This is a genomic window from Falsirhodobacter sp. alg1, assembly GCF_000739715.2.
In the GTDB taxonomy this organism is placed as follows: domain Bacteria; phylum Pseudomonadota; class Alphaproteobacteria; order Rhodobacterales; family Rhodobacteraceae; genus Falsirhodobacter.
On record NZ_BBJC02000025.1, the window covers coordinates 1 to 945 of the forward strand.

The following is a 945-nucleotide window of genomic DNA, read 5'->3' on the forward strand; positions in this document are numbered from 1 at the left end:
AGGGGGCTTGCTCCGTTGTTTCGCCGGCCTGCCGCCTGGCGTGTGCTTGAAACCCTTGTGGGAGTGGTCATGTGGACGATCGCGCTATCGCTGCTTCTGGGGTTGTGATCCAACCTGCACCCCATTCCCGACCGATGGCGGGGGTGCTGTGGATGCTGGCGGCCGTTCTCAGCATCGTTGCCGTCAACGGCGTGGTGCGTGGTCTGGGGCCGGGGTGCCCTCGGCACAGGCGGCCTTCGTGCGCTTTGCGATCGGGGTGCTACTGTTGCTGCCCCTTCCATCAGCCGATGGAATGTCACGGGCCCCACCCTGCGGGACCGGATCAGGCGAAGGGCATCACGGGTTGCATCCATTCCGGCCTTTTGCCGCCAAATGGTTAATGTGTATTTAACCTGCTACGGACTAGACAATCGCGCCACACAGGGCCGGAGGAACATGAACGGCATAAAGATCACCGATGCGGAATTTGCCGTTCAGGGACGCACGATCCTGCACGGCATAAACCTGCATCTGACCGAACAGCGGATCGCCATTCTGGGCCGGAACGGCTCTGGCAAGACAACACTGCTGCGGCTGATGGCAGGGCTGATCGCACCTACTGCGGGCAAGGTCACCGTCGATGGCATCGACCCCGAGAACCGCCGCAAGATCCTGCCCCACATCGGAATCCTGTTTCAGAACCCCGAACACCAGATCATCTTCCCCACGGTAGANAGGGGGGGGGGGGGACTGGCCTTCGGCTTGCGGCAGATGGGGCAAAGCACCGCCGAGGCAAATCGTGCCGCCCTTGCCATGCTGCAGCAAGAGGGGCGGTCCGATTGGGCAGGCAGGCTGGTCCACACCCTGTCGCAGGGGCAGAAACAATTGCTGTGCCTGATGGCCGTCACGATGATGGCCCCGCGAACATTGCTTCTGGACGAACCTTTTGCCGCGCTGGACCTGCCC

1 protein-coding gene is annotated in these 945 nt (G+C 62.5%); it reads left to right on the forward strand.

Annotation, left to right across the window (positions count from 1 at the left end; genetic code table 11):
• Window positions 1-435: 435 nt before the first annotated feature.
• A partial coding sequence (locus TR36_RS13900) for an energy-coupling factor ABC transporter ATP-binding protein (RefSeq protein WP_062763523.1) occupies window positions 436-945 on the forward strand: 510 nt, incomplete at its 3' end.